The organism is Weissella sagaensis, from assembly GCF_005405285.1.
GTDB classification, from domain to species: Bacteria; Bacillota; Bacilli; order Lactobacillales; family Lactobacillaceae; genus Weissella; species Weissella sagaensis.
Genome location: NZ_BJDT01000001.1, coordinates 383,993 through 407,134, shown reverse-complemented (window position 1 = coordinate 407,134; position 23,142 = coordinate 383,993). Strand labels below are relative to the sequence as shown.

The 23,142-nt window shown below is 36.1% G+C and carries 25 protein-coding genes; 5 read left to right on the top strand and 20 right to left on the bottom strand.

The genetic code is table 11. From position 1 onward, the window contains the following. The first annotated feature begins 13 nt into the window (after positions 1-13). Positions 14-304, top strand: coding sequence for a hypothetical protein (locus FFM55_RS02080; RefSeq protein ID WP_042491724.1), 291 nt, complete (start codon positions 14-16; stop codon positions 302-304). A gap of 53 nt (positions 305-357) precedes the next feature. Here FFM55_RS02080 and FFM55_RS02075 read toward each other — a convergent pair whose 3' ends face one another. Together FFM55_RS02075 and FFM55_RS02070 are read right to left on the bottom strand one after the other, a co-directional pair. Next, complete coding sequence (locus tag FFM55_RS02075; RefSeq protein WP_137600421.1) at positions 358-1,539, bottom strand: ATP-binding protein; 1,182 nt, start codon at positions 1,537-1,539, stop codon at positions 358-360. A 21-nt stretch (positions 1,540-1,560) separates the two neighbouring features. Beyond that, positions 1,561-1,803 (bottom strand): hypothetical protein, encoded by a 243-nt coding sequence (locus FFM55_RS02070; RefSeq protein ID WP_042491727.1) that lies wholly within the window; start codon positions 1,801-1,803, stop codon positions 1,561-1,563. Positions 1,804-1,934: 131 nt separating this feature from the next. Here FFM55_RS02070 and FFM55_RS02065 point away from each other — a divergent pair, with 131 nt between their 5' ends. Further along, complete coding sequence (locus tag FFM55_RS02065; RefSeq protein WP_137600420.1) at positions 1,935-2,774, top strand: aldo/keto reductase; 840 nt, start codon at positions 1,935-1,937, stop codon at positions 2,772-2,774. Positions 2,775-3,001: 227 nt separating this feature from the next. Here FFM55_RS02065 and FFM55_RS02060 read toward each other — a convergent pair whose 3' ends face one another. Both FFM55_RS02060 and FFM55_RS02055 read right to left on the bottom strand, forming a co-directional pair. Continuing rightward, entirely contained in the window at positions 3,002-3,580 is a 579-nt protein-coding gene (locus FFM55_RS02060; RefSeq protein ID WP_137600419.1) for a uracil-DNA glycosylase family protein, read from the bottom strand. Positions 3,581-3,582: 2 nt separating this feature from the next. Then, positions 3,583-5,274 (bottom strand): alpha-glucosidase, encoded by a 1,692-nt coding sequence (locus tag FFM55_RS02055; RefSeq protein ID WP_137600418.1) that lies wholly within the window; start codon positions 5,272-5,274, stop codon positions 3,583-3,585. 197 nt (positions 5,275-5,471) lie between these two features. Between FFM55_RS02055 and FFM55_RS02050 the strand changes: the two genes are divergently transcribed. Then, positions 5,472-5,969 carry a cupin domain-containing protein gene (locus tag FFM55_RS02050; protein WP_042491731.1) on the top strand — a complete coding sequence of 166 codons (498 nt, stop codon included), beginning with the start codon at positions 5,472-5,474 and terminating at the stop codon, positions 5,967-5,969. A 54-nt stretch (positions 5,970-6,023) separates the two neighbouring features. On the opposite strand, the gene xylB is transcribed toward FFM55_RS02050, so the two are convergent. The 6 genes from xylB to FFM55_RS02020 all read right to left on the bottom strand — a co-directional run bounded on the left by xylB (position 6,024) and on the right by FFM55_RS02020 (position 11,545). Next, the gene (gene xylB / locus FFM55_RS02045) at positions 6,024-7,520 is read right to left on the bottom strand and encodes a xylulokinase (protein WP_137600417.1); all 1,497 of its coding nucleotides are present in this window, start codon (positions 7,518-7,520) and stop codon (positions 6,024-6,026) included. Between the two features lie 141 nt (positions 7,521-7,661). Further along, positions 7,662-7,949, bottom strand: coding sequence for a PTS sugar transporter subunit IIB (locus tag FFM55_RS02040; protein WP_042491734.1), 288 nt, complete (start codon positions 7,947-7,949; stop codon positions 7,662-7,664). A 32-nt stretch (positions 7,950-7,981) separates the two neighbouring features. After that, entirely contained in the window at positions 7,982-9,319 is a 1,338-nt protein-coding gene (locus FFM55_RS02035) for a PTS galactitol transporter subunit IIC (protein WP_042491736.1), read from the bottom strand. 13 nt (positions 9,320-9,332) lie between these two features. Beyond that, positions 9,333-9,782, bottom strand: a complete 450-nt coding sequence (locus FFM55_RS02030) for a PTS sugar transporter subunit IIA (RefSeq protein WP_042491737.1) — start codon at positions 9,780-9,782, stop codon at positions 9,333-9,335. Then, a complete protein-coding gene (locus FFM55_RS02025; protein ID WP_042491739.1) occupies positions 9,769-10,158 on the bottom strand; it encodes a PTS sugar transporter subunit IIA in 390 nt (129 codons plus the stop codon). Before FFM55_RS02025 ends, FFM55_RS02030 begins: the two co-directional genes overlap by 14 nt. Beyond that, entirely contained in the window at positions 10,151-11,545 is a 1,395-nt protein-coding gene (locus tag FFM55_RS02020; RefSeq protein ID WP_137600416.1) for a BglG family transcription antiterminator, read from the bottom strand. The genes FFM55_RS02025 and FFM55_RS02020 overlap by 8 nt, the downstream gene beginning before the upstream one ends. A 164-nt stretch (positions 11,546-11,709) precedes the next feature. Here FFM55_RS02020 and FFM55_RS02015 point away from each other — a divergent pair, with 164 nt between their 5' ends. Then, the gene (locus tag FFM55_RS02015) at positions 11,710-12,168 is read left to right on the top strand and encodes a PASTA domain-containing protein (RefSeq protein ID WP_042491742.1); all 459 of its coding nucleotides are present in this window, start codon (positions 11,710-11,712) and stop codon (positions 12,166-12,168) included. A 90-nt stretch (positions 12,169-12,258) separates the two neighbouring features. Here FFM55_RS02015 and FFM55_RS02010 read toward each other — a convergent pair whose 3' ends face one another. From FFM55_RS02010 to FFM55_RS01985, 6 genes are all read right to left on the bottom strand, one after another. Next, complete coding sequence (locus FFM55_RS02010) at positions 12,259-13,149, bottom strand: aldo/keto reductase (protein WP_042491744.1); 891 nt, start codon at positions 13,147-13,149, stop codon at positions 12,259-12,261. Between the two features lie 102 nt (positions 13,150-13,251). Next, positions 13,252-13,755: a methylated-DNA--[protein]-cysteine S-methyltransferase gene (locus tag FFM55_RS02005; RefSeq protein ID WP_042491746.1), complete on the bottom strand. Its 504-nt coding sequence runs from the start codon at positions 13,753-13,755 to the stop codon at positions 13,252-13,254. A 19-nt stretch (positions 13,756-13,774) separates the two neighbouring features. Continuing rightward, complete coding sequence (locus FFM55_RS02000) at positions 13,775-14,482, bottom strand: hypothetical protein (RefSeq protein WP_042491748.1); 708 nt, start codon at positions 14,480-14,482, stop codon at positions 13,775-13,777. Positions 14,483-14,505: 23 nt separating this feature from the next. Next, positions 14,506-15,009, bottom strand: coding sequence for a hypothetical protein (locus FFM55_RS01995; RefSeq protein ID WP_052348362.1), 504 nt, complete (start codon positions 15,007-15,009; stop codon positions 14,506-14,508). A gap of 231 nt (positions 15,010-15,240) precedes the next feature. Next, positions 15,241-15,669, bottom strand: a complete 429-nt coding sequence (locus FFM55_RS01990; protein WP_042491750.1) for an OsmC family protein — start codon at positions 15,667-15,669, stop codon at positions 15,241-15,243. A gap of 134 nt (positions 15,670-15,803) precedes the next feature. Then, positions 15,804-16,676, bottom strand: a complete 873-nt coding sequence (locus tag FFM55_RS01985) for a phosphate ABC transporter substrate-binding protein PstS family protein (protein ID WP_042491751.1) — start codon at positions 16,674-16,676, stop codon at positions 15,804-15,806. A 267-nt stretch (positions 16,677-16,943) separates the two neighbouring features. On the opposite strand from FFM55_RS01985, the gene FFM55_RS01980 reads away from it, so the two are divergent. Next, entirely contained in the window at positions 16,944-17,486 is a 543-nt protein-coding gene (locus tag FFM55_RS01980) for a nucleoside 2-deoxyribosyltransferase (protein WP_052348363.1), read from the top strand. A gap of 160 nt (positions 17,487-17,646) precedes the next feature. Here FFM55_RS01980 and FFM55_RS01975 read toward each other — a convergent pair whose 3' ends face one another. From FFM55_RS01975 to FFM55_RS01960, 4 genes are all read right to left on the bottom strand, one after another. Beyond that, positions 17,647-18,984 (bottom strand): glycoside-pentoside-hexuronide (GPH):cation symporter, encoded by a 1,338-nt coding sequence (locus tag FFM55_RS01975; RefSeq protein ID WP_042491753.1) that lies wholly within the window; start codon positions 18,982-18,984, stop codon positions 17,647-17,649. A gap of 24 nt (positions 18,985-19,008) precedes the next feature. Further along, positions 19,009-19,872 (bottom strand): helix-turn-helix transcriptional regulator, encoded by an 864-nt coding sequence (locus tag FFM55_RS01970; RefSeq protein WP_042491754.1) that lies wholly within the window; start codon positions 19,870-19,872, stop codon positions 19,009-19,011. Positions 19,873-19,913: 41 nt separating this feature from the next. Then, the gene (locus FFM55_RS01965; RefSeq protein WP_137600415.1) at positions 19,914-22,259 is read right to left on the bottom strand and encodes a hypothetical protein; all 2,346 of its coding nucleotides are present in this window, start codon (positions 22,257-22,259) and stop codon (positions 19,914-19,916) included. A gap of 187 nt (positions 22,260-22,446) precedes the next feature. Continuing rightward, positions 22,447-23,139, bottom strand: a complete 693-nt coding sequence (locus FFM55_RS01960; RefSeq protein WP_137600414.1) for an MIP/aquaporin family protein — start codon at positions 23,137-23,139, stop codon at positions 22,447-22,449. Positions 23,140-23,142: the final 3 nt, after the last annotated feature.

Below are 23,142 nucleotides of genomic sequence, written 5' to 3'. Positions count from 1 at the left end.
AGGTCGTCAACTCATGAATCATAAGGCTGCCAAAGCATGGTCTTTGCGCTGGATTGCACAACATCTTGCGTCACTTATTTTATTAATTGGTGCTGTGTTAGCTGCTGCAATTGCTTTAACGGCGTTAGTTATTGGAGTTGAAGAAGTCATTGCGCTTATCTTTGCTCAACGCTTTATCAATACCTATACCAACGTCTATGGAAATGCTTGGTCAACTATTTTTTGGCATTTCACCATCGTCTTTTCACTAGTGACATTTTGGTCTGCTGTTGACACTTTTATTCCGGAAAATAAAGAATCATAAGTACAATAAATAACAAAGGACGCCTACATAGTGTAAACGTCCTTTTTACTTTGCTAAAAAAATTTAGGGGTTGCTGTTTGATGATTCATTTCTGGCACCATTTGAACATCTAACAATTGTGGCGATTTTAAATTATTCCCTGCTAACAAGGCCTGACCAATACCAGCTTTAACAATTTGTTGTGCGTGTGCTTGCAATACTGGCAATTGCGCAAGTTCACTCGCTGTATTTAACTGGTGCACTAAATAATGACCAAATTGTCCCAGTAACTGTGGCGCAAGATCTAACGGACTTTGTGTTGTGAGCATCAAAAATAATCCCAATTTACGTCCTTCACGAGCAATTCTAAAAATCCCCGTCGTCTCTAAATTGTCAGCCATCAAATAGCGATGTGCCTCATCAATTAATACTGTTACCGGCACACTATGTTTTAATTGTTGCTTTTCTCGTAAAAGCGCTGTCGTTAACAAAGACACCAACACCTTACCAAGCGCTAAATTATCAGCAAATATTGAACAGTCAATTACTAAAATTTTATGGTCACTTTTATGACTTGCAAATAACCGCAATAAGTACATCACATCTGTCTGCATGTCAGTTGCTTCAACGCTCGCCTCATCTACCATTGGCATATGGAATAATCGCTGAAACCGTGGCTGACTGGTTAGTCGTTTAATTCGCCGAATAAGCGGTAAACATTTTTTAAAACCTGCTTCATCAATTTCTTGCCCAATTAAATCAAAATCATCTACAGGTACTGCATATTCTTGGCGTAATTGTTCTGGTAATAAGTTGATATCAACGGGTTGTGGATAATGATACAAACGTTTAACATCTGCCTCAAAAGCTTGCCACGATCGATTTACTTTTTTATAAACTCCTGGTTGGCCGATGATATTTTTTTGAATCTTTAAACTCGTTAGTGCATCCGTTAATTTTTCCTGCACATCTGAATCAGTAACACCAAATAATAAGTTAAAATCCGCCCCTGTTAACTGTTCATAATCAATGTACGCATTGTAACCAAGTTTAGCAACAACTGCATTTGGTAAATGTTGGTATTCCCCTGTTGGATCAATAATCATCGTTGTTTGATTAGCATTCATCAATCCATGCAATATTGTCATTGCACTCGTTGATTTACCGCTACCAGTCGCCCCTAAAATCAATAAATGTTGCTGTAATAAATCATCAGCCGAAATCGTTAACTGACTTGATAATGGTATTGAAATCATATTTTCCCCTTCTTTATTTGCTTAAATTAAACGGATAATATCCCACAGTATATTTAAGAGCCAAACCCCTGACGTTGCAATAAACAACCATTTTATTTTATTCCGTCTACCAAAAATTGCGCATGCAAATAGAAGCATGAAAATCCCATGATACCAAATGACATGTGGTGTAAACACATCAAATAATGAATAAATTCCTAAAAGAATCATCATTACACCAACTAATATCAGTACCCCATCACTAAAAATGCGTTTCTTTTTCACGTCACTTACTCCCTCATATAAAATCACTAATTATATGTTACCTTTTGTCAGCTCATAATGCGATAGAAATCGCTTGCAAATTTACAATTTAAATGCGACAGTAGTGTTAGATTATTAAGGAGGATGCATTTATGTCAATTCCAGAAGTCACATTAAATGATGGTCACAAATTACCAAACTTAGGACTAGGAACATATCAATTAAAAGGTGGGTCAGGACTACAACAAGTTCTAGCTGCTATTAAAAGCGGTTACCGGCTAATTGATTCTGCTACAAATTATGATAACGAAGGAATCGTTGGTAAAGCAATTCGCATGTCCGGCGTACCTCGTGCAGAATTCTTTGTAACTTCTAAACTACCTGGTAAGTATCATGATTACGAAAGCGCTCGCGATGCTATTCAAGAGTCACTAGCTCGAATGGGACTGGATTATTTTGATCTATTTATCATTCACTGGCCTTTGCCAAAGCGTGGTCTATATGTCGAAGCATGGCAAGCCTTAGTTGATGCACAAAAGCAAGGTTTGATCCGTTCAATCGGTGTTTCAAACTTTGAACCTGAGCATCTAGATCGTATTATTGAAAAAACTGGTGTGACACCTGCTGTTAACCAAATCGAAGTGCACCCCTACTGGGTTCAAGAAGAAAACTTATTAGAAAACTTACGTCGTGTTGTTAAGGTACAAGCATGGAGTCCTCTTGGCCGTGGTAGTTCTGCATTAAAGGAACCTATTGTACAAGAAATTGCCGATAAGTATGGTAAGTCAACGAGTCAAATCATTACCCGTTGGCACCTTGATCGTGGCATTATTCCTGTTTTACGATCAGCAAATCCAGCTCACCAACGTGAAAATCTTGACGTCTTTGATTTTGAACTAACAAACAGTGAAATTACTGCTATTAATGACCTAAATCGTGCGGATGGCCGTATTGATGGTCAAGACCCTAACGAGTATGAAGAATTTGAGTAAAAAATAAAGAGCGGATATAACTACCGTTTTTAAGTCTAAAATAAGTCGTAAATTTGGCATGTTGCCGCAGCGTAGCGTAGGCGCGTGACATATTTATTACTTATTTTTGACGGACTGGTAGTTTATCGCATTTATACAAAGAGCGGATATAACTACCGTTTTGAAGTCTAAAATAAAAGCCAGTGGCTGATGCTTATAGCATCGTCACTGGCTTTTTCATTTGCTAACTAATCCATCATCAATTCACGCACACGTTCCTGTAACTTAGGCACAATTTCAGCCTCAAACCACGGATTTTTACGTAACCAAATATTGTTACGTGGGGATGAATGAACAATTGGTAAATATTTCGGACCAAAAGTTTCATACCTTTTAATAACAGCTGTCATGGACTCTGTTTTTTTAATTGGCAAATAATAATGCTGTGCGTAAGCACCAACTAAAATAACAAGAGCAACTTTGGGCATTTCAGCTAACAGCTTTGGATGCCATTTAGTTGCAAAATCTTTACGAGGTGGCAAGTCACCATTTTTCCCCTTACCTGGAAAATAAAAATCCAACGGCAAATTACCGATTTTTCCACTATGATAAAATTCGTCAGCTGTAACCCCCATCCACTCACGTAAACGATCACCACTTTTATCATTAAATGGTATACCAGTTTGTTCAACTTTTGCTCCTGGTGCCTGACCAATAATCAAAATACGGACGTCCGGACCAACTTGATAAACTGGTCCTATTCCACGTTCCGTATAAACTTTATTTTGTTCATCGGCCATAATCGCCTGTTTAATGGCATCACTCATTTTTAACCTTCTTCTTGCATAACTCCTAAAACAATGGCACTATAAGGACTCATCTTGACACGCTTATCACGAACTTGGACATCCCCAGCTTGCTGAAGCGTTTGCCCAGTTTGTACCAAATTAACACGCGCCGCTTTTGTACCTAAGTTGACTAATACCGTCAATACTTGTTGACCTAAGCGACGTTGATAACCAACCACTGTATCTGGCAGTGACCGCATTGGCTGAAAATCACCATTAATAATTACTGGTTCCCAGTCTGAATGATGGTGTAACGCACCTAACGCTTGATAATATTTTAAAACAGATTGATTATGCTGTTGCTCACTAGCAACATTAATGCCGTCTCGGTCATTACCCATTGCAAGCCAAGGTTGTACATCAGAAAAGCCACCATAGACACTATCATCCCACTGCATCGGTGTCCGCGCATTGTCACGTGACTTATGGTTAACTGCTTCTAATGCATCTGCTGCAGTATAGCCATCTTGTAAGGCCGTATTATAATTATTAATTGATGACACATCATTGAAATCTGCAATGCTTTGGCGTTCAAAGTTCTTCATACCAATTTCTTGTCCTTGATAAATGAAAGGCACACCTGGCAAAAAGTAATACATTGTCCCTAATGCTTTAGCAGCCTGGGGTGTTTGATAATTTTTATCTGGTACGAGCTTCGATAAGACACGTGGCTGGTCATGATTTTCTAAAACATTTGCTAGCGAATCTTGTGCGTTAGCCGTTGTTTCTTGCGCATCAAAGAATGCATTTCTCAAATCTATTGCTGTCCAATCAGCACGACCACGATACCATTCATCATCATTTTTTACATCAATATTCATATATGAAAAATCAAAGACCATTGAGAAATAACCATCAGGTCCCACAAAATTTGGTAATTCTTTATCAGACAAACCATAGGCTTCACCAACAGTGACAGCATCATACTTATCAAACGTTTCTTGTTTCAATTCCGTTAAGAATTCACCCACTCCCGGTCGGTTACGTCCCTTCTTAACAACTGATGCTAAGCCATCCACATCATCAGCAGGGATACTTAACCAATCTAAGTCCTTTTTAATATGCGTAATGGCATCTACACGAAAACCAGCAACCCCCATCTCTAGCCACCAATTAATCATGTCATAAATTGCTCGACGTAGCTTTGGATTTTCCCAATTTAAATCAGGTTGCTGTTTGGCAAATGTATGGAAATAGTACGTATCAGGATCATTTGGGAGTGGCTCCCATGTTGAACCACCAAAGATACTGCGCCAATTATTAGGTTTTTCACCATTACTTGTTTTCTTGAAAATATAATAATCACGATATGGACTATCAGGATTTGCCAATGCATCCTTAAACCAAGCATGTTGGTCAGATGTGTGATTAACAACCAAATCCATAATAATTTTAATATCACGCTGCTTTGCTTCAGCTAATAATGCTTTAAAATCATCCAGCGAACCAAATTGTGGATCGATGGCTTGATAATCCGAAATATCATAGCCCATATCTACCATTGGTGATTGATAAATGGGCGAGACCCAGATCATAGTAACACCAAGGCTCTTGATATAATCTAAGTGACTAATGATTCCTTGAATATCCCCAATACCATCATGATTGCTATCTTGAAATGATCTTGGATAGACTTGGTAAACAACTTCGTTTTGCCACCATTTTGTTGTCATATTATAATTCCCCCACTATAAAAATGCGATGATGTTCTTTTTCTATCTACTGACATCTTAACAGGTTGTGTAAACGTTTACAATCAATAAAGATAGTCTTTTCAGACTACTAAATTTCCCACACTCAAATATGAAAAGCCATCCATAATCAGCACTGCATTTGTTATAATAATCATACAAACAGGAGGTTAATTATCATGACTACAAGCATCGATTATTGGATTAAAAACTTGCATTTAGAACCTCATCCCGAAGGCGGTTACTTTACTGAAACAACCAAAAGTGAGCAAACGCTTGCTTTGCCTCAAGGAACACGCACTTTATATACATCGATTATTTTCTTATTAACATCTGAAAACCCATCACACTTTCATCGGTTGAAATCTGATGAAACATGGTTATATCATGCTGGTAAACCATTAACAGTTCATTGTATTTTCCCCGATGGTCATTATGAAGGCATCAAGATTGGTCCTAACATCGAAAAAGGAGAAACATTATCGTTTACAGTACCGCACGACACCATTTTTGGCTCAAGTGTTGATACTGGCTTTAGTATCGTCAGTTGTATAGTAGCGCCTGGCTTTGACTATCAAGATTTTGAACTATTTACACAGCAAGACTTATTAAGCGACTATCCACAACACAGTCAGATAATCGAAAAATTAGCGTATAAAGAAATTCCGAAACACTAATAAACTAAACAAACAGACTGGGGTGTTTTTAATATCCCAGTCTGTTTGTTTAGTTTATTTTCTTCTTAATGCCAACAAATCATGTGACAAAGCAGCAGTTTGTGTATAAATACGTTTATAAATTTGATAATATTCATCATATTTTGCCACACTTGCCGGATTGGGTTCATATGTTTTATCAAAACTTGTAAAGGTATTAGCAGCATCTTGAACGCTCTCAAACCAACCTAACCCAACTGCAGCTAAAATAGCGGCTCCCATACCGGGTCCTTGCTCATTTTTCAATGCAACAACCCTGGTATTAAATATATCTGCTTGAATTTGCAGCCACAAAGCAGATTTAGCGCCACCACCAATTGCCACAACTGTCTCAAAATTTGAGCCAGTATTTTCATAAATTGCAAATAAATCTTTAAAGGAATAAATGATACCTTCCAACACGGCTCTGACAAAGTCACTTCGCGTTTGCGTACCATCAACACCAATAAATGAACCGCGAATATCACCATCTCCACGTTCACCAACAATGTATGGTGTAAATATTAATCCATGTGCACCGATGGTAGATTCTTGCGCTAAGGCAACCATTTCATCAAATGAAAGGTCACTTGCAAATGTTTTCTTAAACCATGACAATGAATAGCCCGCTGATAAAGTCACGCCCATTGAATAATATTTGTGAGGAATTGCATGGTTGAAAAACGTAACTTTACCATGGTAATCAATATCAGCATTATCTTCATACTTTAGCACAACACCTGATGTCCCAATTGACGACATTACCATATTAGGTTTTAAGATAGCTGCACCTACTGCACCAGCTGCATTATCTGCGGCACCACCGATTTCTTGTGTTTTTGTTGATAGCCCTGAAAATTCTGCATACGTATCAGAGATTGGCCCAACATTATCAATTGATTGAATAATTTCTGGAAACATGGTTGCTGACAAACCAAAAGCCTCCTGCACTAAATTAGACCAGGTTCCTGTTGCAACGTCTAATGCTACAGTACCAGCTGCATCCGAAATTTCCATTTGTAGCTTTCCCGTCATGCGATAACGTAAATAGTCTTTTGGTGTCACAATCTTATGAATTTTTGCAAAATTTTCTGTTTCATTTTCTTTTAACCATAAAAGGGATGGTAATGTAAATCCTGCCTGTGCTCGATTACGAGTAACTTGTAAAAAGTCATCCCCTAACTGATTATTGATCTCTTGTACCTGCTTTGTAGCACGCGTATCATTCCATAAAATTGCCGGTCTAATGACCTTGTTAGCTTTATCCAACGTGACCAATCCATGCATCTGACCAGAAAAAGAAATCCCTTTAATTTGTTCAGCTGTAAGATGGTCATTTAAAATTAAACGAACAATCGCCACAGTTGTCCCACTCACCCATTCTTGTGGATTCTGTTCACTATAACCTGGCGCCGATTGTAATAATGGATAACTGTATGTTTCTTGAGCTACAATATTTCCTTGTCGATCAACTGCAGATACTTTAACTGCAGACGTCCCCAAATCAACTCCTAATACAACATCTTTTGGCATCGTGTCCCCTTTTTTTGATAAATTAATTTCATATATGATATCTTCAAGCTTACTAAAAATTAACTAAAGATACTACCTCTCATAACTTTCCCACACAAAAAGCCAACCAACTATGGACAGCTGATTGGCTTTTACGATTCATTACAATTGTGCTTCGATTTCATCAAATACTTTTTGAACACCGACCCCAGTTAATAAGGAGACCCCATTAATAACCTTATCCTTAATGGCACTTGGTACCATAGTTGTTGAAACAACAATATCATAATCATCATTTTCAATTGCACTAACTTCATCGGCAATCTTTGATTGTAAAAACTTTACTTGATCAGTTTTGCCAACTGATGCTAGATAATCCTTAATCTTTCCAGTTGCAACAGTTGATGTTGCAATTCCAGTTCCACATACGACCATTAATGACTTTGCCATGATTATATCTCCCTTTTTAAACTAAAGCCGCTTTATTCTGAAATCGGCTTATCTGACTTTCTAAACTTATTTAACCAAATCATCAAGCCTAGTACAATAGCAAATACAATTGCCATACCACCCCATGACATCAACTTTCCCATACCAACAATTAGTAAGGTCGTCCAAGCACCACCATCTGATAGAACAGAAATTGATGTTGCACCGTTCATTGCGAAGTGGGCTGACTTAGCAGCTGATGTTAGCAAAGGTGCAATCCATGATGCAATATACAATGAAACTGCTAAATCAATAACACCCCCGACAACAATTCTAAACACGTTTCCACCAAATACAGCAGCCATAACAGCTAACATAAATGGAATAGTTGCCAAATCACCGAACGGCAAAACACGATTACCTGGTAGGATAACAGCGATTAGTAGTGAAACTGGCACCAAAATCAATGATGCTGACAACACCGCTTCTTGACCAACAGCTAAGGCTGAATCCATACCAATATATAAGTTACGACCAGGGAATTTCTTTTGAACCATCGTATTAGCTGCTTCGGAAATAGGTGATAACCCTTCCATCAAAATAGCAACCATTCGTGGCATCAAAATTAGGACAGCTGACGTTGTAATTCCCAAGTTTAACATCTTGGTCAAATCATATTGTGCCAAAGCACCAATAACAATTCCAATAATTAGTCCCATAACAGCTGAATCACCAAAAATCCCCAATTTCTTTTGAATTGTTTCTGGTGTCCAATGAATATTTTTAACACCTGGAATACGATCCAATAACCAATTAATTGGTAGTGCTAATACGAAACCGGGCGCTGAAGCACCTTGTGGGAATGAAATGCCTTCTAAGCCATAATGCTTTTGAATCGTTGGCGCAGCCAAATCAGCTAAGAAGTAAATCCACATTGCATGGACGATCATTGTAAACAAACCTAAACCAAAATTATTAGTTGCTGCATAAACTAATGAACCTGAAAAGGCAATGTGCCAGTAATTCCATAAATCGACATCCAACGTTTTAGTTAGACCAATGACCAACAAGAAAACATTTAAAGCGACACCAATCGGAATTGCTAAACTTCCTAGTGTTGTCCCATAAGAAATGGCTGACGCTGCTGGCCAACCAACATCAATTGCATTTAATGACAACCCAAAATTCTTCACCATTGCTTGTGCAGCTGGTCCTAAGTTATCAGTTAGTAACCCAATAATTAAGTTCAACCCCGTAAAGCCAATTCCAACCATTAACGCGGCCTTGAATGCCTTACCTGGCTTAATTCGTAATACTAATCCAAAAATAAATAGTAGTAGTGGCAAAAATACTGTTGGACCAGCATCTAGTAACCAATTAATTACTGCCATAATTTTATCCCCTTTATTCTATTCCTGCATCTTTTAAGATTTGAACAACTTCATCTTCAGTTGTTGCTGCTAATAATTGCTGTATTTTTGCTTCATCTTGAATTAAAGCAATTAACGTTTGTAACATATCTAATTGTGAATGGGCTTCTTTCAATGCCAACATAAAAATAAATTTGACTTGTATTTTTTCTCCGTCACCCATTTGTAAAAATTGCACTGGTTGATGCAACCGCATAAATGCAATTTGATCATAATTAACATGTTCAGCATCGGTATGTGGCATCGCAATCCCAATTTTATCTGTTGCTAAACCTGTTGGAAATTCAACTTCACGTTTCAAAAGCGCTGGTTTATACGATTCTTTAACTGCCCCGCTTTTTAATAATTGATTCGCAAGCTTTCCCAAAGCATCTTGATTATCAGTTGCTGATTCATCTAGTAAAATAATTTTATCTGACAACACGATTTGCCACCTCCTTTATAAGTATTTTGAATGCTTCCTCTGATTTAATATGCCTTAATTTTTCCAATGATTGTTCTGCTAGTAATCCTTGTAAAATTTTGATAAGTTGTTCATCGGGTTGACTCTGATCAATGATTAACACCAAAGCCAATTGTTGTTTATCTTTGATTAAAAACAACCCCTGCGTCTTAATATTTGCTAATTCAACATGCGGTATACTAATCCCTTGTGCGACTACCGTACTACCAAGAGCTTCACGTTCAAGCATCGCTTGTTTTACGTGCTCTTCACTCAACTTAAAACGTTGCGCTGTTAATTGTGCAATCATTGGCACAGTTGGCATTGCGGGAATTGATAAAAACTCTAATTTAACCATATAGTAATTCCTCAACACGTCGCCGATCACCTTCATTAAACAAGGCACTCACCTGAATAACTGGTGAAACTGGTTGAAAATGAATTACAACCGTGGATATAACCAAATCAACTTGTTCAAAGTGTTTTAAATTGATTTCATAATCACGTGCCGAAACAGTACCGACTATTTCAAAATCTGGAAAAGCTCGACGTACTCGTGTTTGTAACAATTGTGCTGTTCCAATACCCGTTGAACACATTAGCAGAACTCTTTTTCTAACACTCGCTTCTTCTAAAGCTCGAACAACATATAATGTTAAAAAACCAACTTCATCATCTGAAACGTGATAAGACGTACCGGCTAGTATTGTTTTTACCTGTGTAAATGTTGCATTATAGCTAAACTGAATATCGTTCAATAGCGGATTAACAATTAGTATGTCCTCTTTTAAACGATGAATCATTGGTCGAACATGGCCAATCAGAGCATTTTTCAAATTTTCAACATTCACGTGATTTGGTAATGACAATTCATCAACCAAATAAGCTACTAATTGGTGCGCCTCACCATCTTGACTATCATCTAATGTTCGGTCATAACGTAATCCGACTAAATATAAGACAAGATTATTAACCTCCTCAGGGTTAATAACAACATGTGCATACTCACTTATATTATTAACTACTTGACGAGCAACTCGTAGTAATAACTCATCATAATGAACCTTTGACTGTTCCTTAATGATTGACTCACTATTATGTTGCCTGACTCTATCCAACAAAATGTAGAGGTGTGAAAAAATATTAACAGTATACGGATCTAAAATTTCAACATCCAATTCCTTTTCAATCAGTGTCATTTGTGAACTAATAAAAGCCTGATCTTTTTTAGTAATATCTGGAAAAACACCGGCTAATCCTTCAACAACTTGTTGCGTAACTGTATTTTCCAATAAAAAATAATTTAATGCTTTACGCACTTGTGACTCTGTTCCAACCACTTTTGCGTTACCAGCAGATCGATCAATACTGATATGAAATGGTATGAACAGCTCATTTAAAGCATTTAAGTCACGATGTAAAGTTGACTCCGAAATATATAACTTTTCTAACAAATGCCAGCGGTTTAGTCCACGAGGAAATGAATGTAATAAATTAATAGCTAAATCAATTTGACGTTGCTCATCTTGTTCCGTTGCTGATGTTGATATTTTGTTATCTATCAAACGGTAGCCTCGGCCTCTTTGTGATTCCACAACCATATCAATTTGATTAAGTTTATTAATCGTTCGGTAAACTGTCTTTTTTGACACATTAAAAGTCCGCGAAATGGTTAAGGCATCCACAAAATCAATTTGCTGCCCTAAAAACATCAATATTTTATTATCTAAATTATTGCTGCTCATTCTTTCACTTCCTTTCTACATGTATAATTATAGCGCTATTTTTTGTAAGCGGTTTCTAAAAAATGGCCATTGCTATGGCCACTTATCCATTAAAAAGACATTTTATCTACCATCTTATCGCCAGATAGTGTAAAATATGGCTAATCATCTGCATAGGAGGGATCATGGGAAAAATACAACTTATTGGTAAGGCGGTTAAAATCGCAGCCCCTTTCGTTATCAAGGCTGCTCCAGCAGTTATTGAACAAGTTAATAAAATTAATGAACAGCAAAAAGAAAAAAAGAAGGACTATATTAAAATACCTGACGTCCTATCGCTCCCCATTAATGAAGCAACTGAAGTCTTAACAAAATACCATTTCAACTATTCGTTAATCAAACTACCAGCTAGCGGGAAGATTGCTTTGCAACCTGCTGATACCGTTCTAAAACTTACGCCTAAAGGTGGTAGTAATGTTTCACCTAATACATTCGTCAAACTGTATTATGCTGATGAAACAATTATTAATGAAAGCATGCAAAAACGCGACGCAACCCTTGCTAAAAAAACTGCCACAAAAGAAAAACACAAAGCACAAATTAAAAAGGTTGCTGATAAAGCAAAAAAAATAACAAAACATTAACCTAAAAATCTAGATGCACAATCTAGATTTTTTCGTATATACCAAAAAAAGGATCAATACATCTGTATCAATCCGTTAAATCTTTACTATTTAAGCTTTGAAAGCTTCATCAATTGCCTTGAATTCTTCATCTGACAACTTAACATCTAACGATTTAGCCAAATCCTTAGCTTGCTCAGCATTACGTGCACCCGGAATAACCAAACCAATGCTTGGATGTGCCATGTACCATGCCAAAACCACGTGCGTCATTGAAGCATCATGTGTCGCTGCAATATCTTTGATAACATCAAGTCCTTTGATAATTTGATCAAACTTCGCGTCATCCAAACGATCAAACTTGGCACGATCATCAGCACCATAACGACCTGTTAATAGCCCTGATTCCAATGGGAAATATGGCACAAACTTAATGTCATGTTCATCCAAGTAAGCAAAACGTTCTACTTCCTCATCACGATGCGCCAAACTATAGTAATCTTCATCAAAGTCCACTTTACCAGTAGCATTAGCTTCCTTTAGTTGATCAAAACTGAAGTTTGACACACCAATTGCACGAATCTTACCTGCTTGTTTTAATTCATCTAATGCTTCTACAGCTGCTAACTTATCTGAATCATCATCTGGGAAGTGAATAAAGAAAATATCAATATAATCTGTCTTTAACCGCTTCAATGAATCTTCAACTGTCTTAATCAAAAATTCTGGACTGTTATCTGGTGCTAAATCCTTATCCGGATTTTGAGCACCTTTAGTTGCAATAATAATTTTACTACGATCGTAATCCTGGATAACATCCCCAATAATTTCCTCTGAACGACCAACACCATAAACAAAAGCTGTATCAATGACATTAATACCAGCATCCAATGCTGCACGAACCAAATCATATCCATCTTGCTCATCTAAATTATCAAATAGATTATGTCCACCAACCTTGTTGGTTCCTAAGCCTAACTTATTTGCAAATTCTAAAGTCATCTGAATACCCCTCTATTGTTATATTTTTTGTATGAAGCTAATGCCTCATTTCATGTTTATGATAACATACTTTTCTTAAGTTAGTAAAAAATTCTATTTAGATTAAAACGTCACTTGCTCTAACACTAATAACGAACGTTTACGTTCAATCCCCCCAGCATAACCAGTTAATGAACCATCGCTACCAACCACACGATGACAAGGAATAAACAAGACAAAAGGGTTTTTACTAACCGCATTCCCCACTGCCCGCGATAATTTATTAGCCTGCGCCTCATCACTAGTAATCATCTGACAAATATGTTTATAAGTCACTGTCTGTCCATAAGGTACTTGTCGCAAGGCTTGTAAAACTTTTTTTTGGAAAATTGTGCCATTCATCTGTATGGTTAAACCACTATCATCTGGTTGTTCACCAGCAAAATAAGCTGACAACCATTTCTTCGCTTGCTTTAATATTGGTGTCTCTGCAAATATTGCTGAGGATAAATCATATTTACTACCAAAATGTTTCTGCCCCTCAAACCAACTTCCTAATAAAAATTCATCATCACTCAACAACGTTATCTTTCCTAATGGTGTATTAACAACTTGAACATATTGCATTATCTGTTTGTAATCTCCCTTATTGTTCCATCAAACGAATCACATAATTTAATTTCTTAACATTAGTTTCGGTTGCTTTAATCATTAAACCTTCCAACATCGTTATCACTAATAGACATTGTAAACGGCTTCGATTAATTTGATGCGCAACCCGTGCTGGCCAATTTATAAATGGTAATAATATTTTATCAAAATGGTCACCATGACCAAAAGCATATTGGGTCATCCACAAGCTCACTACCTTAGTTGCCACTAGCTGCTTCATAAATTTATCTTTATGCTTATTAATGTTTAAAACGGACCCATCCACTAAAACAATACTGGTCTGCATTCCCCGTGTCTGAACATTGCTAATATATCTAGCATTAATCCATGTTGTCGGACCACTTTTATAACTAGTAACTGGAATCAAAGCATAATTTTGCATAATCCAACTACGCATTTGTCCAGTTAAATCTGGCGGTAATAGACGATAGTACGCCTCGACTTGTTGTCCCCGCTTAAAAGCGGTTTTTTCTTCTAATCGTTTCAGTAAATGATTTGTTGAAACGTTAACGTCAACAACCATCCCATCAGTATAATAAATTCGTGAAACTGAACGTTGATAACGATCGTGTGCTGCAACAATCATCAATGTTGTTTGTGGACAAATATCGCCTGTTTCAGCAACGGACATTAAAATATCTGAACAATAACCCTTTTCTGATACTGTGACTGTATATGCCATTTTTCTTATTCCTCTATTCAAAATTATGCATAATGATTTTCATTTATCACTTGCTGTAATAATTTTAAACGGCGGTAATAAGTCATGCGATGCATTTTTAAACGTAAACAACGTTTAATCACCGTATCATCTGGATACATCACAAAATCAGTTACCAATTGTTTCAAATGTGTTGCCTGTCCATGGCAAGAAATCAACTTATCAATTGTCATTAAAAGTTCCAACTGTATAAAATTTTGTTCATCAGCAATCACTTCTGGCATCTCATTTGTAAATAGATGTCGTGTTTCGTATCGTTGTGAACCGCGTTGTAAATCACGCAAACGCCAAAGTAACCATTTAAATAACGTTGGATTATCGCGTGCTTGAAACACTTCACCAGCTAATAAACGTTTTAAAACAAGCAATCGTAATTCTTGCAAATAATCCTCAAAGTTAACACTGTGACGATACACACCACCTGCTTTAAGGACACCATAAATCAATAATTCATACTGTTGTAATTTCGCTGCCAATTCTTTAGTCATTGCAATTTCCTCTGGTCATATTTTGTGTTACCATAACACCCAAAATTGTTTGCATAACCACAGAAATAAGCAATATCACCAGAGAATATATGTTTACACGTATTTCCTAGGCATTTCACATATTGTACTAGCCATAGTTTTCATTCATTTTTATTATAAAAAGGGGTAGACAGCCAAAAGCGTCTTAAATTGATATGCAAGATAAACATAAATCAGCCCATATAATAACATTTATTCCCAATCCAACACTGCTTCAATACTATAGTTGTCACTACCACTAAGTAACTGTGAAACACAACAACGATTCTCGACCTCACTAACCAATGCTCGTGTTTGAGGTAAAGTTTGTCCAGGCACACAAACTTGCGCATGAACTAAAAATTCATAGCGTCCTTTCCCTTTTACGTATGAAATTTTTGCATGTGCCTTCGCTTGTTCATTAATATGATGTTCTTGTAAAATTACTGCCATCGTACCAACCAGACAAGTACACAACGACATCCCCAATAATTGTTCTGGATTGGTACCTGGTTCATCACTCAACGGACTACTCGTCTCTACAGAAATGCCGTTTTCAGCATAAGCATGGCCATTTAATCCTTCAACATTATATGTGTCAGTCGTGTACATTGCTTTATCCCATCGTATATCGTTTTTCATTACTAGTTCCCCTTTGTTTTATATAAGCTAATTGTAACCACTTTCTAAAAATAAAACACACATCAGCATCAATAAAAAATGTCATACACTGACACAGGTATGACATTTTATAAAATTTTCTATTGAATTATGCTTTATTTCTTAGTAACATCACCCTCGGCATCTTTTTTGACTTGCATATCGCTCATCGGAATATAACCCAATTTTTTAACTGTGCTCTTCATTGTATTCGACTTCATAAATTTAATATATTTTGTCGTATTTTTATCTGTTTTCTTTGTTGTATACATGTGCTCATATGCCCAAATTGACCACTTATTTTTTTGCACATTTTTTTCTATTGGACGTACTTTATCAATTGAAACAGGCTTTAAATTTTTAGCCTGACTACCTGATGTATACGAAAATGCTAAGTATGAAATTGCCCCTGGCGTTGTTGAAACAATCTTTTGTACAGCACCATTATCATCTTGCTCTTGTGAAGTTTTAGCAGTTTTACCATCTAAGACCTCTTGTTCAAAAGTAAATCGTGTACCAGACCCTTGGGCACGATTAATGACGGCAATCTTTTGGTCTTGACCACCAACCTCTTGCCAATTCGTAATTTTTCCTGTGAAAATGTCACGTAGTTGATCCATTTTTAAGTTAGATACTTTAACGTCTGCATTAACAACTGGCGTAATACCTACTACGGCTACTTTATGATCTTTTAATTTTTTAGCATCAATGCCATCTTTTTGTTCAGCAAAAATATCTGAATTACCAATCGTCACATTACCTTTACCGACTTGACTTAATCCAGCACCTGAACCACCACCCTGAACATTAACAGTTACGCCAGGATTACGATTACCAAATTCTTCAGCAACTTGCGCAGCTAACGGCTGTAGCGCAGTTGAACCAACCGCAGTTACCTGTTTCGTTGATGCAGCATGAACAGTAGTTCCCGTTAACCCACCAGCAGCAATGATTCCTGCTGTTCCTACTAACAATAACCCTTTTTTCATCACAAACTCCTTCTATGGTAGTTATAGTATCAAAAACAATAAATCGAATCAGCGTTGTCTTTTCGACACTTTTATTCTATTAAACATTTGTCATGGTTTAATAGGGAGTTCATGTTGGTTTGGTGTTATTTGTGTAAATATTTACCTTACAAACTTTTTGTTTTGTAAATTTACCAAAAATATCCTAAATTTTTATTTTTCAGTCCCTTTCATTCAACTTGCATGTCATAATAGTATTTATAAATAAAATTTTTTTGGGAGATTTATATGCTTAGTATGAACGACTTGATTCAACAACTACAAGACATCAAAGAGGCTTCATCAGAAGTCACTAAAGTACCTGGTGCCAAGACAATTTACTTAGGTGCTGGTTGGTTTTCAGAACAACAAATCGATACTTTAATTGCTTCATATAAAGCATTAAACAATAATCCAACGATTAGTTACGTTCATGTGCCATTACTTAACCAATTTGGTGGACAAGCTTTTGACGAAAATGGCGATTTTGAACCTGATTTTAAGTGGGCTGTTGCTACATATGATGCCGATATAACAGCCATCCAAAATTCTGACGTTACGTTAGGTGTTATTACAGCCGGTAATGAAGATAGTGGTACCGCATTTGAATTAGGTTATGCAAATGCTCTTGGTCGCCCAACAGTTGCATTCTACGACGGAGATTGGGTAGCTAATCCAATTAACTTGATGCCAGCTATTGGTCCCTCATCATACGTTCGTTCAACAAATGAGCTAGCAACATTTGACTTTATGAGTATTGCATCACGTATTTATGATGGAAAGATTATTTAAAATAATATATTGCTGTTAAATCACAGTATAAAAAATAAGGCCTATACATTGAAGAAATTCCCAATGTACGGGTCTTATTTTAATTATTAGAATAACAAAAAGTTTGTAATCCCACTTTAAATTTTAGAGTTACAAACTTTATTTCCGCTAATTTCGAATACTAGTTACCTCGACTTAATAAATCTTGTTTAATTTGTTCTTCTTTTCTCTCAAACTTTGGATACATTAACATAATTGCTGCACCAATCATGAAACAAATAGCAGGTAGCCAGATGAATGAAAACTTAATACCCGCTAATGCTGACGCAGTCTGTTGATGATGAGCTACATAACCAGATGCCGACATAATTTTAGAAGGCAAGAAACCACCTAAACCTGAACCCATTTTAATACAAAATGCACTACCAATTGCTGTTAAGAATCCGGCGGAACGAATTCCTGTCTTCCATTCACCGTAATCAACAGTGTCAGATAGCATGGCAAATGGCATTGAAACAGCAATTCCTGTTCCAATAGATGTAAAAATCCATGCTGCTACAATCAGTGCAAAGCTATCACCGACAAATCCCATAAGAATTTGCCCAATTGTAGCAATAGTAAACCCAATAATTAATGTTTGTCCCTTTGAAAATTTTCTAACCATGAATGGAATTAATATATTCCCAACTACTTGGAATAAAACTAATCCGTTCAATAATGAAGCATAATTTTGATGACCTAAATTATATTGTGCATAATAAATAACTGTTGAAGTACGTACTGTATTTCCCAACCAGTACATTACATTTGCTAATACTATAATGATCCAAGGCCAGTTTCCCATCATAGATTTGAAGCTATCCTTAACTGGAATACTTTGTGTTTCTACTGGTCCAGAATTAACCTCTTGTGTTTTAGCAAATGCAAAAACAAACATTAGAATTCCAATAATAGAATAAATCGCAGCAGTTATCGCAAATCCTTTTTGATCATTACCCCCACCAAAAAATGCCACAAGTGGCAAAGTAAATGAGGCTGTGACAAAATAGCCAATATTTCCCCCAACCATACGGTAAGAATTTAATTTCACGCGTTCATTAGAATCACTACTTAAATTTGGCAAAATAGACGTAATTGGCGTTGAAATTCCGGTATAGATAATACCAGTAACAAGATAAGTTATTAAAGCATAAATACCTTTTTGTGTAGCTGATAAATCAGGCGATAAAAATGATAGTGTTAAAAAAATACCAAACGGCGCTGCTAACCACAAAAACCATGGCCGACTTTTACCATATTTTGAATGTGTATGATCAATAATTAATCCCCAAATGGGTGCATCTAATGAATCAATAACACGCGCAATTAATAAGATTGTTCCAGCTGCACCGACTGATATTCCAAAAACGTCAGTATAGAAGTAAAGAATAAAACTTGTTAGTGTACAATAAAGCAAATTTCCGGCTGTGTCAGTACTGGCATAAGCTAGAATATTTGTCATGCTTAATTTTTTTTGCATTATTTTTCTCCCCAAAAAGTATTTTTATTTTTTATATGTGGCACGATATGCTTTTGGAGACATACCGGTTAATTTTTTAAAACGATTAGTAAATGAAATATAAGTTTCAAAGCCAACAAGTTCTGCAATATTCTTGATCAATTTGTTTGTATGAATCAAATATTGTTTAGCCGTTTCTACCCTTAATTCTTCTAACAATTCCATTGGTGTTTTACCATAGACTTTTGTCATGACACGTGCAATGTAATTTACATGCAAATGGAAATTTTCTGACAAAAGATTATTATCAACATGTTCAGAAAGATGTTCTGCCAAATACAGATGAACTTTTTCAGCTAATAATGTGGTACGATCTTTTGCTATTCCCTGAGTATCGATATATTTCAAGAATTTCAAAAATAACTCTTCGGTATACCAAATACTATCGATACGGTGACTAGCGGTACTTTTTTGAATATCGTCCAGCAAATCAAATATTAGTTCTGGTTCAGCAATTTTTCCCAGTTTTGGTAATTGTAAAGTATACGACTTTTGATGGAAGTGTAATTCTGGAATTGGCAAATCTGACACAAAGCGCATCGGAAAATTGGCTTGTTGCCATCTAGAGTCTGTATAGATGTGCATCCAAAAGAAACTTGTTTCCTCTTCACAAGGTTGCCAAGAACCATGTTCTGCATTTGGAAGGAGTATAAACATTTCATTTTCATGAATCGTATATTGCTTTGAATCTTCACGTAAAAATAAAGTACCTTTTTTTACAAAAATTAAATCAAAAAAACCAATATTATAGCGATGCACATGACGCTGCCCTGCCTTGAACATCGTATAATTTCCTTCGATAAAACTTGGGAATGGTGGCATTGAAATCGAAATAATTTGTTGATTCATCTGTTTCCTCCAATCCATCTTCAAAACGGATAATAGATAAGTTACTTAATATCAAATAAGTAATTTTGAGCTAATGTCGATTCAGTTAGTTGCTTGGTACCTGTGTCATCAATTAGCCAAAATTCTTTTTGGTATGGCGCAAAACTAATGACCTTAATTCGATTTTTTTGTTGTTCATATGTCCCATTAATGACTGACCAATGATTGTCCTGATGCACTAGATAGGTCCTTTGTCCAATCCCATCAAGATATGCAACTAGCTCCTCACCCATGTCCCAATCTGGCGTCTCGTTAGCGCTATTAAATAATTTTTTGAAGATACCACCATCTGAATAAAATGTTGACTGACCAAAGCGGTTACGAGACAAATCTGGTCGATTAAGATGTGGTCCGGCAACCGCATACGTTGATGTGGCCATCCCTTCATCTAATTTCGCTGTGGTAACTGAATTTGTATCATAACAATACATAATTGCTGCAGTTGCACGATAGCTAGCTTGTAAATAAGCAGGATTTTTTAATGCCTCATAAACTTTAAAAGTTGCTGCAGCAGTGACACCCCCCCATAGCGAGTGAATCATATATGCAAGTGCTTCCCACCAACGATCTGGGTTTTGTACTCGAAAGTCGTTTGAATAACCAATATTCGCTAATAATAATTGGCCATACATCCTTGCACCATCTTTAAAACCAGCTTCACTTAATGCACCAGCAGTTGGTCCAAAACCAGCATTATCAAAATAATGTTCCGTAATAGCAGCTTGATATGTTGTACGATTCTCATTAATTTTATTGGTGACTTGTTGCCAAAGGTTATTAATTTTTTCATAATAATCTGTTAAGCCATGTTGCTTCAACTTTTTGAGTAAATCTTGGATATATAGAAAATAAACACCCAACATACGTGCTTCTTCTTTCCCACGTTTAGTTTCATGAAAATCAGGATTAACACGTAACATAAAAACATCAGCAGCCCACTGTAAATAGTCCTCAGCTGAATTTAATAATAAGGTCTCATTATCAAAGTCTGATAATAGTAGGAACAAGTGAGCAATATATTCAAAATCCATACAACGATAGAAATCACCATATAAATTATTTGGCTTTTTAAAGTCACCATTAATAAACCATTTTGGACGCACATAATTTACCGCACTCGCTTCAACTTGTTGCACCTGTTGCTTATCTAAAGTTCCCATCAAATTTTTCTTCAAAACAAGACTTAACTTACCTAATGATTCACCTTGATTAGATATTGGTGTAAAAGCATATGGTGTTTTCCCATCTTTACCTTGGTACAATTTTTCCGAAATATATTTTACGCGTTTATCAATGACTTCGTTTAGTGGAGTCATAACATTTAAAACAACCGAATCTTGTGTACCATCTGAAAAATCAAAAACTATTTTATGTTCACCAAGCATAACTGGTTTAAATGATACTTGATATTGATTTGATAATTGTTGTTGAAATTGTAATTTTACTTCTTGTTTACCGCCTTCACCAGCATAAGCTATTACAGAAACTAATTCATGAGCATCCCCATTAACTGTTAGATAACTTGGTTGGTGCAAAATGTTCAATGGTTGATACGAGATTGTTGGTTGGCCTACTTTACTAGCGTTTTTATAAAATTCTTGCTCCGAGTCATTTTTTTTCATCACATAATGCCACGATATTGAGGCACTGGCTTTTACTGTAACCGGACTTTTATCATAAATCCAATCATTATTTTCAAAATGCTCATCATACCCACCTGCGAGAATGAGCTGATGAAACAGCATACCGTCTAACGAAGGTGAAACATTTTCAAAGAATAAATTATTATATGCTGCATAAGTTCCTATCGACAATGTTTGTCCATACGTTTGATAAATGCCAAGATTACCAGATTGATTATCGCGTCTCACTGCGTTAATTTTTGTAAAATCACGTGATATTGATGGATACACTGCTGCTGATTCATGAATGTTTTTTGCAACATTTTTATCTCGAAACATAACATATGCTAATGATAACCAAACACCAAAATTATTAATTTTAATATTCTCTGATGTTAAATTATCTAAACTAATATGCCAATTTAACTGATCCTCAATTGATAAATCATATTCAAATGTTACTTGTATTTTTTTTAATAATTCATAGGTAACCACTACTTGTTGTTGCTTCGTTATTACTTGCGGTTGATTATCAGTACTATTGATTGTTTGACCATCAATTGTAATCGTAAATTCACCAAATAATTTATCTGACTCATTAAATGACGCTTGTTTCAAATACTCATTATCAATAACCCAATTCATATGATAGGGATCATCTTTCATAACTAATGATTGTACATAACCTCGGGGATGTACCTGCATTTGCAGTTTATTATTCTCCATTTTTGACTCCTTTAGCCTCTTTTAATTAAGCTACCTCTGTAGTTTAGCACGTTAATGACAACGCTTACATCACCCATATACAACTAAAAGTTATATAATTTCACACAAAAAACCGTCCCTCTATGTTACTAGAGAAACGGTTATTTACATTTGTTATCTAACGTCAACTTTGTTAAATCAACATCATTTATTTTTCTGTCAAAATATAACGGTGAATCAACGCCCCAATAATCGAACCAACAAACGGTGCTGTTAGATATACCCATATGTCTTGCATAGCTAGACCACCAGCAAAGATTGCAGGGAACAATGAACGTACAGGGTTCATTGAAGCACCCGTTAAGTTACCAGCAACAAAAACTAGTAACGCAATCGTCAAACCAACAGCAATTGGTGCTTGTAGATTGTAAGTCTTAGTCTTAGGATCATTCAAAGCCAAAATAACAACTAACAATACTGTCGTCAATATAACCTCAACGAAGAAAGCCATACCAGCTGAAATATTTGGAAATACTGTCGAATTCAAATGATTTTTAGCAACTTCTGTTGACCACTTCAAGCCAGCGCCATTTAGATAAGCTTGATAAGTAAACTTTAGAACAAACCCACCAATCAAACCACCTACTAACTGTGAAACAATATAAATGATTGTCTCTGTACCCTTCATTTGCTTGTTCAAAAAGTTCATAAAGGTTACTGCCGGATTAAAGTGAGCACCCGACAAAGGTCCAAAAGCATAAACCAATACAGCTAGCAAAACTCCCCATCCAATAGATGGTCCTAATAGGTCATTGTATCCGCCTCCCATAATAACTAAAGCGGGTCCAAAGAATACTAGTAATGCACTTCCAAAAACTTCCCCAAATATTTTCTTTTTCATTTT